Origin of the sequence: Mucilaginibacter psychrotolerans (assembly GCF_004519315.1) — a bacterium.
Lineage (GTDB): Bacteria > Bacteroidota > Bacteroidia > Sphingobacteriales > Sphingobacteriaceae > Mucilaginibacter > Mucilaginibacter psychrotolerans.
In genome coordinates this window covers 30,966-46,634 of the sequence record NZ_SOZE01000006.1, presented here as the reverse complement: position 1 = coordinate 46,634, position 15,669 = coordinate 30,966, and the positions used below count along the sequence as shown (strand labels likewise).

Annotated in this window: 13 protein-coding genes; 9 read left to right on the top strand and 4 right to left on the bottom strand. The window is 47.1% G+C overall.

The window, feature by feature from the left end; genetic code table 11:
* Positions 1–95: 95 nt before the first annotated feature.
* Both E2R66_RS08220 and E2R66_RS08215 read right to left on the bottom strand, forming a co-directional pair.
* Positions 96–1,910: a serine hydrolase domain-containing protein gene (locus E2R66_RS08220; RefSeq protein WP_133228612.1), complete on the bottom strand. Its 1,815-nt coding sequence runs from the start codon at positions 1,908–1,910 to the stop codon at positions 96–98.
* A complete protein-coding gene (locus E2R66_RS08215) occupies positions 1,897–3,528 on the bottom strand; it encodes an amidohydrolase (protein WP_133228609.1) in 1,632 nt (543 codons plus the stop codon). Before E2R66_RS08215 ends, E2R66_RS08220 begins: the two co-directional genes overlap by 14 nt.
* Positions 3,529–3,664: 136 nt before the next feature.
* On the opposite strand from E2R66_RS08215, the gene mutL reads away from it, so the two are divergent.
* The 7 genes from mutL to E2R66_RS08180 all read left to right on the top strand — a co-directional run bounded on the left by mutL (position 3,665) and on the right by E2R66_RS08180 (position 11,676).
* Entirely contained in the window at positions 3,665–5,518 is a 1,854-nt protein-coding gene (gene mutL, locus E2R66_RS08210) for a DNA mismatch repair endonuclease MutL (protein ID WP_133228608.1), read from the top strand.
* A gap of 32 nt (positions 5,519–5,550) precedes the next feature.
* Entirely contained in the window at positions 5,551–6,267 is a 717-nt protein-coding gene (locus tag E2R66_RS08205) for a rhomboid family intramembrane serine protease (RefSeq protein ID WP_133228605.1), read from the top strand.
* A 37-nt stretch (positions 6,268–6,304) separates the two neighbouring features.
* Positions 6,305–7,186, top strand: a complete 882-nt coding sequence (locus E2R66_RS08200) for a rhomboid family intramembrane serine protease (RefSeq protein ID WP_133228603.1) — start codon at positions 6,305–6,307, stop codon at positions 7,184–7,186.
* Complete coding sequence (locus E2R66_RS08195; protein WP_133228600.1) at positions 7,176–8,285, top strand: endonuclease/exonuclease/phosphatase family protein; 1,110 nt, start codon at positions 7,176–7,178, stop codon at positions 8,283–8,285. Before E2R66_RS08200 ends, E2R66_RS08195 begins: the two co-directional genes overlap by 11 nt.
* A 31-nt stretch (positions 8,286–8,316) precedes the next feature.
* Positions 8,317–9,159, top strand: a complete 843-nt coding sequence (locus E2R66_RS08190; RefSeq protein ID WP_133228597.1) for an NAD-dependent epimerase/dehydratase family protein — start codon at positions 8,317–8,319, stop codon at positions 9,157–9,159.
* Positions 9,160–9,231: 72 nt separating this feature from the next.
* Positions 9,232–10,722, top strand: a complete 1,491-nt coding sequence (cysS, locus tag E2R66_RS08185) for a cysteine--tRNA ligase (protein WP_133228594.1) — start codon at positions 9,232–9,234, stop codon at positions 10,720–10,722.
* 87 nt (positions 10,723–10,809) lie between these two features.
* Complete coding sequence (locus E2R66_RS08180) at positions 10,810–11,676, top strand: hypothetical protein (RefSeq protein WP_133228591.1); 867 nt, start codon at positions 10,810–10,812, stop codon at positions 11,674–11,676.
* A 73-nt stretch (positions 11,677–11,749) separates the two neighbouring features.
* Here the strand turns inward: E2R66_RS08180 and E2R66_RS08175 are convergent, their stop codons facing one another.
* On the bottom strand, positions 11,750–12,712 hold the full coding sequence (locus tag E2R66_RS08175; RefSeq protein WP_133228589.1) for an AAA family ATPase: 963 nt from the start codon (positions 12,710–12,712) through the stop codon (positions 11,750–11,752).
* Positions 12,713–12,720: 8 nt separating this feature from the next.
* Positions 12,721–14,157: a peptidylprolyl isomerase gene (locus tag E2R66_RS08170; protein ID WP_133228587.1), complete on the bottom strand. Its 1,437-nt coding sequence runs from the start codon at positions 14,155–14,157 to the stop codon at positions 12,721–12,723.
* Positions 14,158–14,309: 152 nt separating this feature from the next.
* Here E2R66_RS08170 and E2R66_RS08165 point away from each other — a divergent pair, with 152 nt between their 5' ends.
* Entirely contained in the window at positions 14,310–14,951 is a 642-nt protein-coding gene (locus E2R66_RS08165) for a hypothetical protein (protein ID WP_133228584.1), read from the top strand.
* A gap of 1 nt (position 14,952) precedes the next feature.
* The gene (rdgB, locus tag E2R66_RS08160; protein WP_133228582.1) at positions 14,953–15,573 is read left to right on the top strand and encodes an RdgB/HAM1 family non-canonical purine NTP pyrophosphatase; all 621 of its coding nucleotides are present in this window, start codon (positions 14,953–14,955) and stop codon (positions 15,571–15,573) included.
* Positions 15,574–15,669 lie beyond the last annotated feature (96 nt).

The window sequence follows — 15,669 nt, the reverse complement described above, 5'->3', positions numbered from 1 at the left end:
GCTAACAAGATTTCTCGTCGCTCCTGCTCACAACCCAGCCTTTCGCTCGCTCGAAATGACGAATTGGGATGGACGTATGTTTGATGAGGGAACTTTTACATCCCCTTAGTTATCGCTGCATAAACCACATCCTGTATCCTTGGGCGGATGTTGAGGCTGCCCAGCTTACTGCTTACATTGGGGTGCACACGATTAGACAGGAAAACGTAAACCAGGTTGTACTTAGGGTCTACCCATACGCAGGTGCCGGTAAAGCCGGTATGCCCGTAGGCCTGATCTGATGCCAGTTGCGAGGGATATTTATGCTCAGGTATAGGGTCCCAACGGTCGAAACCCAGGCCACGGCGGCTTACGGCACTTTGCTTGGCCGTAAACAAATCCACTGTCTCGGGTTTAATGTACTGCACGCCGCCATAGCTGCCGCGGTTCAGCATCATCTGGTACATAATACCAATATCGTTTGCGCTGGCAAACAGGCCTGCATGGCCTGCCACGCCACCCATCAGGGCCGCAGTGGGGTCGTGCACGTAGCCATCTATCACGGTACGGCGGTCTTTTTTATCGTCTTCGGTTGGCGGTATCCTGTCAACAGGGAAACGGTATAAGGGCAGGTAGCCTGCGGTTTGCATGCCCAGCGGGTTATAAAACTGCTGCTGCACATAGTGGTTAATAGGCCTGGCCGTAACGGTTTCTACTATTTGCTGCATAATGCACATGCCTACATCGCTGTACACGTATTGCCCGCGGGTTTTTACAGGGGCGTTCAGCATATCAGGCCACATCACTTCTTCAAAGTAATTTTTGCGCAGGTAATAATTCTCGTTCACCTTGGTGGGGAAGTTGGCCGAAGAATCTACCGTATAATCAGTAGGTTTTATTTTGCTGAAGGTTTGTATGTCGGGTATCAGGCCGGCCTGGTGCTCCAGCAGTTCGCGCACGGTAAGGGTTTTGATATTGCTTTTACGCGCCAGTGCCAGGTAGGTGCCGGCGGTAGAATCGAGCGCCAGCTTACCCTGATCGTAAAGCTGCATGGCTTCCATGGTGGTGGCCGAAATTTTAGTCATACTGGCCACATCGAAGATGTCGGTTATGCGGTCGGGTATATCGTTGCGGTAGGTATGGTAGCCATAGGCTTTGTTGAAGATTACTTTGCCATCTTTTATCACCATCACCACGCAACCGGGAGTAGCCTGGCTACCGATGGCTTCCTGGGCAATTTTATCGATGTCTGTTAAGTTTTCGGCATTAATACCCGCATCTTCGGGCACAGTGTATTGCAGGCGTATTTTTGCCGTGAGCGCGCCTGTGCCATTGGCGTATTTTGGGGTATAGCCTTTTGTAAGTTTTTGCGTTACCGCCACCCCGCCGAATATGGCCTGGGCGCTGAACATAGCGGATACCGGCGTAACTTGGGTAGACCATAGCAACGGCCCTGCAACCTCATTCAGTTTAGCCAGCGATTTATCGCTCCCCAAAAGCGAAACCACTACGTTCTTTAGCTTTTGATTGGTAGTGATAAAATCGAGTATCTGCGGGTTGTTCAGGTCCGCATCGGCCAGTTGTACAATAAGGGTATTGTAAAACTTGGTATCCAGCGATAAAGCATCGAGTGACTTAAGGCCGAGGTAATCATTGCCTTTAAAGAGATCAACCCTGGCGTACTTGTTCAGCAGGCTATCGAATGCTGCAGTGTAGGCGCCGGAGAACCGGATGCTGGCTATCTTGGCAACATCCAGGTTTTGCAGCGGGATAATTTGCTTATCGTTGTTGAGCAGTACGGTGCTTTGCTCGGCGGCCTTTTGCTCTTGCAAAAAGGCTTTGCCATTGGGCGGGTTTTGCGCGCATGCCGAATTGAAAATAACGAACCCCGATAAAAGCAGCAGATAAATGCGCTGCCTATTTTTGGTCATAAACCTTAACACCATTGATATATGTCTTTATTACTTTCACATTAGGCAGCTCGCTGCCATCCACCTTCATTATATCCTTATCCAGTATCACAAAATCGGCATATTTGCCTACTTCTATGCTGCCCTTTTCTTTCTCCTCAAAGTTGGCTTTGGCCGCCCAAACGGTCATGCCCCGTAAGGCTTCAATGCGGCTGAGGGCGTTATTCATTTGGAAACCTGTGGCAGGCGAGCCCTTCAGGTCCTTGCGTACCACGGCAGCATAAAACGTGTACATGGGGTTAATATTTTCTACCGGGAAATCGGTACCCAGCGGTATCCAGCCGTTTTGCTTCATCAGGTCTTTATAAGCGTAAGCACTTTTAAGTCGCTCGGTACCCAGGCGGTTGATGGCCCATGCCATATCAGATGTGGCATGCGTTGGCTGCACCGATGGGATGATGCTGTACTCGCCAAAGTATTTTACATCCTGCGGGGATACGATCTGCGAATGCTCAATACGCCAACGTTTATCGTTCTTGCCTTTCAGTACATCGGCATACACTTTCAGTATCACCCGGTTGGCCGAATCGCCTATGGCATGCGTACACATCTGGAAACCGTTGGCGGCTATCTTTTTGGCCACTTCTTCAAAATGCGCCTTGCTGCTCAGCAAAAAGCCGTTCCAATTCGCTTTATCAGCATAAGGTTTTAAAAGGCAGGCCCCGCGCGAACCGAGGGCACCATCGGCATATACCTTAAACGCACGTACGTTCAGCGATGGTGTTTTGTAGGCACCACGTTTAAACAGGTATTCGTAATTTTCTTCTTTGTCGGCCAGCATCAGGTACATGCGCATCTTCAGGTCGCCTTTGTGCTGTAACGATGCAATGGTGCTTACCATGGTGTAGGGCAGGCCGCAATCATCCACGGTGGTTAAACCCACGGCAAAGCAGTTGCGCTGCGCATCCAGTAAGGCCGATTGCACAATCTGCTCGCTTGGCTCGGGTATTTTGCGGGTTACTATGCCCACGGCATTATCAACCAGTATGCCGGTAAGTTCGCCGCCGATGGTTTCTATCTGCCCGCCGGTGATGGTTTGGCCGGGTTTAATGCCGGCTATATTTAAAGCAGCCTGGTTGGCTATGGCGGCGTGGCCGTCTATCCTGCTCAGAATAACCGGGCGAACCGGGAATAAGGAATCGAGTTTGGCTTTGTTGGGGAATTGTTTTACGGCCCAGATGTTTTGGTCCCAGCCATTGCCTATGATCCAGCCTTCGGAGTTTTTGCGGGCGTAAGCACTTACGGTATCCACCACCGCCTGCCAGCTTTTGCTGCCCACCAGTTTTACTTCCTGTAAGCCCAAGCCATATTCATAAAAGTGCGCGTGGGCATCAATAAAGCCGGGGTAAACGGCTTTGCCGCCGGCATCAATGGTTTCTTTGGCTAAATATTTTTGTTCGAGGGTATCGGCGTTGCCTACGGCTATTATTTTGCCGTTGCTAATAACGAAGGCATTGGCGGTAGTAAAGTTGCTGTCGACAGTGTAAACGAGGGCATTTTTTACGAGGGTATCGGCATTGTATTCTTTTTGCTTACAAGCGGCAATCAGAACAAACAGCAAGGGCCAGAGTTTCTTCATATAAAAAACAGGTGGATGTAAATTAGATAACGTTGAAAGTATATACAAACATGTAAAGGTAAAGTTATGCAATCAAATATTTAATTTAGCATCGAAATTGATCCCGGGAAAATCGGGAGGAGGGAAATACGTTTAAATGCCAGATATAATACAGCTTTTACCCGATTCGGTAGCCAACCAGATAGCCGCAGGCGAAGTGGTGCAGCGCCCCGCATCGGCAGTAAAAGAATTGATAGAGAATGCTATAGATGCAGGTGCGGATAAAATACAGCTGATATTGAAAGATGCCGGCAAAGCATTGATACAGGTAATAGATAATGGCTGCGGCATGAGCCTTACCGATGCCCGCATGTGCTTTGAGCGGCACGCCACATCAAAAATACGCAAGGCGGAGGACCTTTTTGCCATCCGTACCATGGGTTTTCGCGGCGAGGCGATGGCATCTATTGCCGCCATTGCGCAGGTAGAACTGAAAAGCCGCCGCCACGAGGATGAACTGGGTACCTGCATTTGCATTGAAGGCAGCGAAGTGATAAAGCAGGAACCCTGCTCGGCCAATACGGGTACTTCTATATCCATCAAGAACCTTTTTTATAATACGCCCGCCCGCCGCAACTTTTTAAAAAGCAACCCGGTGGAGATGCGCCATATTATAGATGAATTTCAGCGCGTGGCACTGGCCAACCCGGGTGTGTTTTTAACCATGCACCACGATGGGCAGGAAGTTTACCACCTGCCTGCTGCATCGTTAAAGCAACGCATCATACACTTATTAGGGAATAATTATAACCAGCGATTGGTGCCTGTGGAGGAAGATACCACCATCATCCGCCTGAACGGTTACGTAGGCAAGCCCGAGTTTGCCCGCAAAACACGCGGCGAACAGTTCTTCTTTGTGAACAACCGTTTTATTAAGGATGCTTATCTGAACCATGCGGTGCTCACGGCATTTGAAGAGCTGTTGCCCGAGGATGCCTACCCGCTGTATGTGCTGTTTATCGATATCGACCCATCCAAGATAGATATCAACGTACATCCAACCAAAACGGAAATTAAGTATCAGGACGAGAAAGCCATTTACGCCATCATCCGCTCGGCCGTGAAACGTTCGCTGGGTAAATACAATATAACGCCGACCTTGGATTTTGACCAGGAGAACAGCATAGGGCACCTTATTACGCAAAAGCCTTTCGAGGAAATCGTTCAGCCTACCATTGCCTTCAACCCCGATTTTAACCCCTTTGCAGCAGAGAAACGGCCCGCACGCGAATTTCCTTTCCTGCGCGATAGCGGCAGTCCGCAGCAAGCCATACCCAAAAACTGGGATACGCTGTACGAAATTGCCCGGCGCGATGAGAACCTGCAGCACGAGATGCACGAACAGCAAAGCACCTCGGTGAATGATCAGGAGATAAGCAAAAGCAGCGAGAAGCAGTTTTTCCAGGTGCATAACCGGTTTATCCTCTCGCAGATCAAATCGGGATTCATGCTCATACACCAGCAATGGGCACACGAGCGTATTTTGTACGAACGCTACCTGCAGCAATTGCAGAACCATAGCGGCGTGAGCCAGCAGAGCTTATTTCCGCAATCGGTTACACTAAATAGTGCCGATTTTGAGTTATTGAGAGAGCTTTTGCCCGATATACGCGCCCTGGGTTTCGATATACGCGAATTTGGCAAAAACACGGTGGTGGTAGAGGGCATCCCCGCAGATATCAACAATGCCAACGAGCACGAGCTGCTGGAACATCTGCTGGAGGGGTTTAAAAACAACCTGGCTATTTTAAAGTTAGATAAACGCGATAACCTTGCCCGCTCGCTGGCGCGCAACGCTGCCATAAAAACCGGCGTAAAATTATCTATGGAAGAGATGAACCAACTGATAGACCAGCTTTTTGCCTGCCAGATGCCAAATTTGGCCCTGAATGGCAAGCCTGTAATTACTACCTTTACATTGAACGAATTAGCCGAGCGGTTTGAGAAATAACCTGAAGGCCTTAAATATATTTTAACATACACATGCAATCACCATTTGCCAATTTAACACCGGTTGTTAAAAACCTTATCATCATCAATATTCTTTTCTTTGTAGCAACCTACGCCTTGCAGCAATTTGTTGAACTTGAGAAGCTTTTGGGCGCTTTTTACCCGGCATCGCCGTTGTTTAAACCATGGCAGCCTATAACTTACATGTTTATGCATGGCGGATTTACACATATCTTCTTTAATATGTTTGCCGTCTTTATGTTCGGCCCCATACTCGAACAGACAATGGGTTCCAAGCGTTTTTTTAATTACTATTTCATTACAGGTCTTGGTGCATTTGCGCTATATATGGTCGTGCAAGCGATACAACTGCATGGGATAACCGGAACATTTACTATACCACATCCCGAAGTTGAAAGTTCTTATTTTAATTATGGCGGAGGGCAGGAACAGGCTATAAAATTATACAGCATTTATAATTTCCCTATGGTTGGTGCCTCGGGAGCTGTATTCGGTATTTTAGTTGGCTTTGGTTTGTTATTTCCCGAACTTGAAATGATGATCATTTTTTTACCAGTTCCTATTAAAGCTAAATATTATGTCATTGGCTACGTTATTTTGGAACTTTTTTCTGGAGTAAGGCAGGCACCCGGCGATAATGTTGCACATTTCGCTCATTTGGGCGGTGCGCTTATCGGCTTTATTTTAATTAAAATATGGGGTATGAAAAAGACAAACAATTACTATTAATTTTCATTTGTTAACATAGCAAATACCGCTACCGTTTATGAACACTCTTTGGCGAGATATCCAATATAAATTACTAAAGTCGGGCAATAAACTCACATTGCTTATAGGCATAAATGTGATTGTTTATTTGGGTATCAATGTACCCGCTATCATCGAGCAGTTATTCCGCGGGTTTGGTAATAGCGCTATTATTGCACTATCAGAAAAATATCTACTGTTACCAGCCGACCTGCACACCCTGCTTTTCCGTTTCTGGACACCATTTACCTACATGTTTATGCATGCAGGCGTGTTGCACATTTTGTTTAATATGCTATGGCTGTATTGGTTTGGGCAAATATTTGAAGAATTTGTGGGCAATAAGCGTACAATTGGATTGTACCTCTTGGGCGGCCTTACAGGCGGGTTTTTATTTGTAGCCGCTTATAATATATTCCCTGCTTTTACCAGCATGAATGCTGCGGCAGGAGGTGTTATTGTTGGCGCATCGGCCAGTGTAATGGCCGTTATTGTGGCCACTGCTACGCTACTGCCCGATTATACCATATCCATCATATTTATTGGCCCTGTTAAGCTAAAATGGGTTGCCCTTTTTATTGTTTTGTTAGATTATTTGAGCATTGCCGGCGGCAACGCTGGCGGCGAAATTGCCCACCTTGGTGGTGCTTTATTCGGTTTTGTGTATATCAAGCAAATGCAAAAGGGCAACGATTGGATAATGGGTATCAACAAACTGTTTGCCCCTAAACCCAAAATGAAAGTGGTAAGCTTTAACCATCCGCAAAAAAAAGCGGCTAATATGCCCCGGCAAGACGAAATCGACCGTATTTTAGATAAAATTTCCGCATCCGGCTACGATAGTCTGAGCAAGCAGGAGAAAGAAACACTGTCCCGCGCAAGCAACCATAATGAAGGATAAAAAAAGCTTAGGGTTTTTCGGCAAGATATTGTTGTGGTGCAATTATGCGTTGTGCCTGGCTTTGTTGCTGAGTTACCTGGCCCCCTACCTCGATCCGCGAAAGGCCTGGCTCATCGCGTTCTTCGGGTTGGCTTATCCGCCTTTGCTGTTGTTCAATCTGATTATGGTGGTTTATTGGTTGTTCAGGCGCAGGCTGTATTTCGCGCTGTCGGCAATCACTATCCTCATGGGGTATAAGGTTTTGGTCAATAATATCGGCTTCCGCACGCAAAAAGATATCGCCAGGCCAACACAACCCAATTCGCTGCGTATCATGACCTACAACGCGCACGATTTTAAGCGCTACGGGGCCAATAACGATATTTCTACCAAGCATGAAATACTGGAACTCATTGCCCAGAATAATCCTGATGTAATAGGCATACAGGAGTTTTATACCCGTCGGCGCGGGCAGTACGATATGATAGACTCCATTAAAAAGATATTGAACAGCGAGTTCTATTATTTCGAACCCTTCGATGTAAATTACGACCAGGCATCGGGCATGGCTATCTTCTCGCGCTACCCTATTTTTAACTTCGGGCTGGTTTCGCTTTCGGGTAAAATGACGGGAAACCAATGCCTCTTCGTCGATATTCAGAAGGGCGACAAGAAGATAAGGCTGTATAGTATGCACCTGCAATCCATCAAGTTCGAGCCGGAAGATTACAAATACCTGGGCGAGGTATCCAAAAAAGGCAAAACCAATATGACGGCCACCAAGCGCCTGGGCACTAAACTTAAGATAGCTTTCCTGAAACGCGCCGATCAGGTTTACACCGTAAAGGCTCACGCCAAAGAGTGTCCCTATCCATACATCTATTCCGGTGATTTTAACGATACGCCAGCTTCGTTTGCCGTTAACACGATGGCGCTGGGCATGAAAAACGCTTTCCTGGAGAAAGGCTCGGGCCTGGGGCGAACCTATAACGGCGATTTCCCCAACTACCAGATAGATTATATTATGGTGAGCCCGCAGTTTGATATATTGAACTATCAGATCATCCAAAAGAAACTTTCGGACCATTACCCGGTATGGGCCGATGTACTGTTAAAATAAATTAGATTACCCCGCTATACATACCCCCTTTATGAATGTTTTGGTTACCGGCTCCTCGGGCCAGTTAGGCAGTGCAACCGTAAGGCAACTTAAAGCATACGGCCACCAGGTTGCCGGTATCGATTTAATACCGGCCGATACCACAAATGCACTTATAGATATACAAGATAAGGCAGCGGTAGCCTCCGCAGTAAAGGGCTTCGATGCCATTATCCATACAGCGGCCCTTCACGGCAAGCATTATGAGCTGGGCTATCCCCGCGAACCGTTTATACAAGCCAATATCCTGGGTACACTGAATTTGCTGGAAGCCTGTGTAGCGCAGGGTGTTAGTAAGTTCTTGTACACCAGCACTACATCCATTTATGGCGAGGCCATGGTAGATAAGGATAAAGCCGTTTGGGTTGACGAAACACTTATAGAGCGCCCACGCGATATCTACGATATTTCCAAGCAAGCCGCAGAACAGCTTTGCCGCGATTTTTTCAATAAGGAAGGCCTGCAGGCCTCCGTTTATCGCGTTGGGCGGTTTTTGCCCGAAGATGATAATCTTAAGCTGAACCATCGTCTCTATCGTGGACTGGATGAACGCGACGGTGCCGAAGCCCTGCGCCTGGCGTTGGAGGCAGATTTCGCCAATTTCGAGCTATTCAACATCAGCAGCGGTTCGCCGTTTAGAAGGGAAGACGTTGTGGAGCTTAAGCATAATCCGCGAGCGGTAATCCTGAAATATTACCCGCAGGCAGAGGCTATCTACACGGCTAAAGGCTGGCAATTTCCGCAAAGCATTGATAGGGTTTATGATTGTGGGAAAGCTACACGGTACTTCGGCTATCAGCCCAGGTACACTTTTGGTTTTTTGCTGAATAGTTAAGTTTGGGTAATATTGAATGAGATAGGCCGGGATTTATCATACTTGAACCCTAAAAATTGTAAGTTTGCGCTCATGGAACAAAAATTGTTTGTTTACAACAGTTTAACACGTAAAAAAGAAGAATTTATCCCACTTGATGCGCCCCATGTAGGGATGTATGTTTGCGGGCCTACCGTATATAGCGATGTGCATTTGGGCAACTGCCGCACCTTTATCAGCTTCGATTTAATTTTCAGGTACCTGCTGCACCTGGGTTACAAAGTACGCTACGTGCGCAATATTACCGATGCCGGCCACCTGGAGGGCGATGCAGACGAGGGCGAGGATAAAGTATCAAAAAAAGCAAGGCTATCGGCTTTAGAGCCTATGGAGATAGTGCAGCGCTACACCGTGGATTTCCACGATGTGATGAAGATTTTCAACGCCCTGCCGCCGAGCATAGAGCCTACCGCCACAGGCCATATCATCGAACAGATTGAGCTGGTGAAAGTGATATTGGAGAAAGGCTACGCCTATGAGGTGGATGGTTCGATATACTTCGACGTAGAGAAATACAACCAAACCCAGGATTACGGTATATTAAACGGTCGCAAGCTGGAAGATATGCTGAATAACACCCGTGCTTTGGGCGGCCAGCACGAAAAGCACGGCAAGCTGGATTTTGCCCTTTGGATAAAGGCCAAGCCCGAGCACCTGATGAAATGGCCATCGCCATGGGGCGTAGGCTTCCCCGGCTGGCACCTGGAGTGCTCGGCCATGAGCAATAAATACCTGGGGCACCAGTTCGATATCCACGGTGGCGGAATGGACCTGATGGCCACACACCACACCAACGAGATTGCGCAAAACGTAGCCAGTTGTGGCAATACGCCCGCCCGCTATTGGTTGCATACCAATATGCTTACGGTGAACGGCCAAAAAATGTCCAAATCTTTGGGAAACAGTTTCTTGCCGCACGAGTTGTTTGAGGGCACGCACGCCTTACTAAAAAGAGGTTATAGCCCCATGGTGGTGCGTTTTTTCTTTTTGCAGGCAAGCTACCGCAGTACGGTCGATTTTTCTAACGAGGCACTGGATGCAGCCGAGAAATTCTATAAAAGACTGGCCGAAGCCGCTAAAAAGTTAAGTGCATTGCAACAAAACCCCCTGGTTGCTGTTGATGACGAGGCAGAGAACGAGATTGCATCGGCATGCGAAGATTGCTATAACGGCATGAACGACAATTTTAATTCGCCAAAGACGTTAGAGGCATTAAACAACCTTTCCAAGTGGGCAAATTCATTTGCTGATGCTACCCGCAACTCGGGTGCTGTGTCGGCCGCAACTTTCGAACGGATGAAGAAAACCTACAACGATTTCTTTTATGATGTTTTAGGGTTGAAACAAGAAGATAACGAAGGAGGCGACACAGCCGGTTTGCTTGGTTTAATTGTAAACCTGCGCAACCAGGCAAAGGCCAATAAGGATTACGCCACTTCTGACAAGATAAGGGAGGGGCTAAAGCAAATAGGTTTCCAACTGAATGATAACAAACAAGGCAATACCGATTGGATACGGATTTAACCTTTTTTAACGATCATAACACATTGAATGTAAGCCGGGTATGCTTACATTTATAATGCGAACAATAAATATTGCCCACTACACACTATGAAAAAATTATTGATAGCTGCCTTCGTTTTATCTGGACTTGTCCAGCACGCATCGGCACAAACAAAACCTGTTGAAGTAAGCAGGATAGTAAATGCCGAGATAGACTTCAACAACCTGGTTGAGCGTAAAGGTATCAAAGCAGGCTTTTTGGCCGTTGCCGATCCGGAGGGGATAGTTTTTAAACCAAACGCGGTAAAGATATCTGAGTTTTACGCCACAATAGATAAACAACCCGGCAAGCTTACCTGGAAACCAAAAGTTGCCCGTGTATCTGCCAACGGCGATCTGGGCTTTACCGCCGGCCCATACGTTTACCAAAACGGCAAAACCGACGATGATAAGGTTTTTGGCCAGTACGTTTCGGTATGGAAGCTTGACCCAACCGAGAACCGCTATAAGCTGTTGATAGACTTGGGCATACAACACCCGGAGCCGGAGAGCGAAGCGGCAACTGATTTCGAGGAACCCGACCTTACTAAGCAGGTTGCGGCAAGCAAGGACCCATTCAACGGCAAAAGGCTGATAATGGACTCTGATAAGATCCTTAACCAACTGCAGGGTATGTCGGCCAGGGCGGCTTACAAAGAGTTTTTAAGCCCTGGTGGCATGTATTATTTCCCGGGTTTTGAGCCTATAAAGGGTAAAGAGAAAGTTTCAGATTTCATAGCCAGCGAGGGCATCAGCATTTCATCGCAAACGGTAAATGCAGGCCGTTCTACCAGCAACGATATGGCCTACAGCTACGGCACCGCCCGCATACGTAAAGGCAATATCGTAAACAACTATAACTACGTGCGTATTTGGGAGATGGATGCCACTCACAAATGGAACGTATTGCTGGAGATATTTTCAACGGTAGAATAAGCTATAGGAAACTTAACTTATAACAAAAAACGCTAAGCTTATCGGCTTAGCGTTTTTTGTTATATAACGTTTCTTAAAATAATTGTTCGATAATGTCGCTTGCCGATAAACCTTCGGCTTCGGCGTGGTAGCTGCGCACGATGCGGTGGCTTAATATAGGCTTGGCAACCGCCTTCACATCTTCAATGTCGGGGGAATACTTTCCGTTGAGTACAGCGTGGCATTTGGCCCCCAGGATAAGGAACTGCGATGCGCGAGGCCCAGCGCCCCAGTTAAGCAACCGTTTTACCTGCGGGGTTGCGAACTCGCTATCGGGGCGGGTTTTAGATACCAGCTTAACGGCATACTCCAACACGTTATCGGTAACCGGTATATTGCGCACCAACTGCTGGAAATAGATAATCTGATCGGCGTTCAATTGCTTGTTTACCGTAACCTGGTGAGTGCTGGTAGTATTTTTTACTACCTGTAACTCTTCTTTAAAAGAAGGGTAGTTTAAGGCCACGTTGAACATGAACCTGTCCAGTTGTGCTTCGGGCAACGGGTAAGTGCCTTCCTGCTCTATGGGGTTCTGGGTAGCCAGTACGAAAAATGGTTTGGCTAATTTGTGCGTAACGCCCGCCGCTGTAACGGCTTTTTCCTGCATGGCCTCTAATAAGGCAGCCTGCGTTTTTGGCGGGGTACGGTTTATCTCATCGGCCAGGATGATGTTAGAGAACACCGGGCCGGGGATGAATTTAAAGTTGCGGTCTTCGCCCAGTATTTCAGATCCGATGATGTCTGAGGGCATCAAATCGGGCGTAAACTGTATGCGTTTGAAGTCGAGGTCGAGCACCTGGGCTACGGTTTGTACCAGCAGCGTTTTGGCCAGGCCGGGTACGCCAACCAACAGACAATGCCCGTTGCTGAAAATAGAGATCAGGACGAATTTAATAACTTCGTCCTGTCCTATGATTACTTTTCCAATTTCTGCACGTATTTGCTCGTAAGCATGTTTCAGTGCATCGGCGGCCTCTACATCAGAGCGGTGTTGCATATGTTATATTATGGTTTTGCCTGCGCCGAGGTAACCGGCATTATCCATTTTTTTAGTATGGGGTAAGCCTGGTATTCAGGGTCTATCTTGATAAAAGTTTCTTTACGACGTTTTTCGAACCACTGGCTTACGGTACGGTCAAGCTTATCGTCCAAAGCCATCTCTTTCAGCTTAGCAAAATCCTGCTCCAGGTTGGCCTTGTGGGCATCCGTAACCGATTTAAGGTATAAGATCTTATAGCTTTTTTTGCCGGTTTGGGCATCTGTAAACAAAATTGGCTTTGATATGCTGCCTACCTTCATGGTATCAATTACCAGGGCAACCTGCGGATCTAAGCGGTTTGTAGGTATATAAGTTGAGCGGGTTTGCACGTTATCAGCGTTCAGCATCATCCCGCCGTTGTATTTGGTTTCTTTATTATCAGAGAACAGGGCTGCCGCGCTCGAGAAATCGATGAGTTTATTGGTTTTCATTATGGTGTACAAACTATCGGCACTTACCTTGGCCCTGTCTAAACTGGCTGGGGTTGTAACCGGTACAATCAGTAGGTGGCGGGTGTGTACCTGCTCGCCCCTGCGCTCTATCACCTGTAAAAAGTGAAAACCGAAATCGCTCTCGAAAACGGGCGATATTTCGCCGGCTTTAAGCTTAAAGGCTACGGCAGAGAACTCTTTTACGAAACCATTACGGTCGTTAAAACCCAAATCTCCACCGTCGGGTGCCGAACCCGGATCTTGCGAGTAAAGCCTGGCCATTGCGCCAAAATCTTCACCTTTTTTAACCCTGTTGCGTAACTCCTCGGCTTTGTCTTTATAATACTGTTTCTCGTCTTTAGTAAGCTTCGGGTCGAAGACGATTTCGCCAACTTCCACTTCTTTGTTAAAAGTAGGCACGCTATCCTTCGGCATCAATTCGTAGAAACGTTTGATATCCTGCGGGGTAACGTTTACCTTTTCAGTGATTTTTTGCCTCATTCGCTGTGCAATCATCGATTCTTTGATGTCGGGGCGTATCTCATCTTTGTATTGGATAATTGAGCGGCCCAAAAAAGCTTCCAGCTTCTCTTGCCCACCAGCACGCTGTATAAAGGTACGCATACGGCGCTCTACATCGGCATCAACGTCTTCATCTTTTACCTGCACGCTATCTATCACCGCCTGCTGGGCAAGCAGTTTTTGTGTTAGCTGGTTCTGCAATAAAACAGCTTTGAAATCTGCAGGGGGCTGCTGGCCGCTTACCAGGTATTGGGCGTATTGCAACTCGATATCTGATTGTAAGATGATGCTGGAGCCAACTACTGCAGCAATTTTATCAATGGTGCGTACCGGGCCGGTAGGGGCTTTTACAGTGGTATCGGCTTTAATTTGTTTTGTAGTATCTGTTTGTGCCTGAGCTATGGTGGCTACTAAAAAAATATTTACAATGAATATCCCTAATTTTCTCATGAACTTTGTTAAAAAATATGACGGGCGCGCAGGCCGTTAAATCGCAAATTTCGGTAAAATTTATTAATAATAATATATAATTAAGCCGTAGTGCGAATATGCCTATAATGCTTCAACTGCTTTAGGTACTTTTGGTTAAAATATGTTAAATAATGATGAAGGTTGATAACCCCCTGGCATTCCGTTTTATACTGCATGACGAGCTTTACCTGCTGCCCGAGGATAAAGTTGCCAGCCCCATTGCTGCACCCGAAGTAACCAGCCAGGTTCCCGCGTCTGCTGAACTGCCACCTGCACCGCCGGTTAACCAAGCACCAATTGCAGCCACGCCGGTGATTCCACAAGCCGTAAAGGTAACAGAGCCTGCAAATACCGCTACTCCTATGATTCCCCAGCCAATACAAACGCCCCGGCCCGAATTTAATTATCTGGGTGGCAATAATAAGCACTTTGTTATACTGGTGAATTACGCAGCTGACGAGCATATCCCTGCCGCACATTTAGCGGCCCTGGAAAGCATGCTTAAACGGAAAGATTTAGGATTGGATGATGTGGCGATATTCAACATGCATCAGCACCAACCGCTTGCTATTGCCAAAGTTGCCGAATGGTTGAAGCCGCTTAAAATGGTGATTATGGGTAAAGATGCCTTGCCGCAGGGTATTGGCAATTTGCCTTTTAACAGCCCGGTGCAGGGCAAGAAAACTACGGTGCTGTACAGTTTTGGTTTTGATGAGATGATGAGCAGCAACGAAAACAAGAAGGCCTTTTGGGACCAAATGAAAACACTATAATATGCAGCAATTAGTATTTGCTACCAATAACCGCCACAAACTACAGGAAGTTGCGGCTAAGATAAAAGGCCAGCTTACCCTGCTTACGCTTGAAGACATTGGCTGTACCGATGAGATTGCAGAAACCGGCCTTACCTTTAAAGCCAATGCATCTATCAAAAGCCGCCATATTTGGGATCGTTACAAGCTCAGTTGCTTTGGCGACGATAGCGGGTTGGGAATTGATGCCCTTAACGGCGAGCCGGGTATCTACTCGGCGCGGTATGCGGGCACGCACGGCAATCATAAGGCTAATAACGATAAGGTGCTGGCAAACTTGTTGGGTGTTACAAACCGCAAGGCGCAGTTCCGTACAGTTATCTCCTTAATGTGGCAAGGCGAGGAACACTTTTTTGAGGGCGTGGTTGCGGGCACCATTCGTACTGAAGTTTGTGGTACCGATGGCTTTGGTTACGACCCCATTTTTCAGCCGGATGGTTACGATATTACCTTTGCCGAAATGAGTATGGAAGAGAAAAATGCCATCAGTCACCGTGCCATAGCAGTTGAGAAGTTGATTGTGTTTTTGAATGAGAATGCTGGCGGATTAAACTTTACAGCAAAAATTCTCACGTCATGTTGAAATTTTTTCAACATCCCATCATAAAAGTAGCCGACATGCTAACGAACTTTGCTTGCCGGTTTGCATTGTTCAATACCTGCCCTGCGGGTTACCGAA